Origin of the sequence: Cellulomonas composti (assembly GCF_007990245.1) — a bacterium.
Classification (GTDB): domain Bacteria; phylum Actinomycetota; class Actinomycetes; order Actinomycetales; family Cellulomonadaceae; genus Cellulomonas; species Cellulomonas composti.
Map to the genome: position 1 here is coordinate 1 of NZ_BJWG01000028.1, position 1700 is coordinate 1700.

Sequence of the window (1700 nt, forward strand, 5' to 3'; positions counted from 1 at the left end):
CGAGGATGGCGGTGACCTCGGGGACGGGGTCGCTGTCGTAGGTGAGCCGCTGGCCGTTGATCTCGATGGTCGCGGTGCGCACGGCTCGTAGGGTCCGCACGATCTTCTTGATGCTGACCCCTGTGCGTTCTTGCAGGTCACGGGCCACGGCGAGGGCCGCGAAGACCACGGTCAGGTGCGCCTCGATCGCCTCGCGCTGGTGGTGGAACACGGGACGGGCGGCCAGGTCGTCCTTGGTCATCCGGAACGAGGCCTCGACCTGCCACAGGTCGTGGTAGGCCGCGATCACGCCGGCGCCGTCCATCGCAGCGCTGGTCAGGTTCGTGACGTAGCCCTTGAGTCCTGCGAGCTGGCGGGCGCGGTCGATGGTGGCCTGGTCCAACTCGGTGACGGCGTCGGTGATCTTCAAGAACCGCGCCTTCTTCAGCGGTGCGCGGCCCTGGGCGATCTTCTGCGCGCGGGTGATCATCGCGTTGATCGCCTTGTTGTCGTGCTTCTCGCGGGCGAACTTCCACTGGTAGACCACCCGCCGGGTCCGGGCGGCCTTGCCGGTGCCCATCGTGCGCGCCGACTCCAGGACCTGAGCGTCGGTGAAGTAGTTGCCGTGCCGTTGGAAGTGCTCGGCCAGGTCGTAGGGCGCCTTGGTGATCCGCGAGCCCACGATGAAGCGCAACCCGGCGTCCTGGATCGCGTTGAGGTTGGCAGCCGAGAGCATCCCCGCGTCGGCGACCACGACCAGGTCGCTGACCTGGTGGCGAGCCTTGAACTGCTCCAGCACGGGCACGATCGTGCTGGTCTCGGCCTTGTTGCCCTCGAACAGGTGCACCTCGAGGGGGAACCCGCGCGGATCGACGAGCAGACCGACCTGGACCTGTGGGTCCACCCGGTGCTCCTTGCTCATCCCGACCTTGCGCAGGTCGTCCTCGTCGCTGCGTTCGAAGTGCAGCGTCGTCACGTCATACATCACCAGGGCCACCGAGCCCCTGGCCTGCAGAGTGTGAGCCCACGCGGCCTGGGCGATCGTCGCGCGGTAGTCGCGGGCCTGGCAGCGCGTCAGAGAACGGAACAGCGTCCGCAACGACGGGCACGGGGCACCCACCTCGCTCAGGACCCGCACGACCTCGGCCTTCGACGTCGGCTCGATGATCCGCGCCAGGACCATCGCCTTGAACCCCTCGTCGTCCAGGACGTCGAACCCCAACCGTGCATACGTGCTGGCCAAGACCGTCCACAGCAGGTCCGCGGATGTGCCGACCAGCCGGCCACCGGCGCGCACACGCATCGCCGCGGACCCTGGCCCGGCCGTGACGTCGGGGACCAGCACGGCCGGCGCGCCGGCGGCGTTGGTCCAGTCCGCGACGTCGTCCATCCGGACCGGCACCGCCTGGACCTCGCCCAGGTCGAGCAGCCCTTGCCCGGGCGCCAGCAACTGCCCGGCGACCTGCAGCAGCACCGCGAGCTCGGCGTCGGTATGCGCCGAGCCGACGTGCTCGACGTGCTCCACGACCCGGCCACGACGGGTCACGACCTGGACCGCGACCGCACCCGACGCGGTCCGGACCTTGCGCACGAACCTGGAGGCCACCCCGGCAGGCTTCCACGCCCTCCCCTTAGTGACCACATCCACCCGCCCCCGCGGACGAACCCGCACGTCAACGGCCTGCCGCCCTCCCGAGAACCATCAAGTGGCACGAGTCAGG

1 protein-coding gene is annotated in these 1700 nt (G+C 69.5%); it reads right to left on the minus strand.

The window, feature by feature from the left end; all coding sequences use genetic code 11:
- On the minus strand, window positions 1–1585 hold a 1585-nt coding region (locus CCO02nite_RS15535), incomplete at its 3' end, for an IS1634 family transposase (protein WP_146844085.1).
- Window positions 1586–1700: the final 115 nt, after the last annotated feature.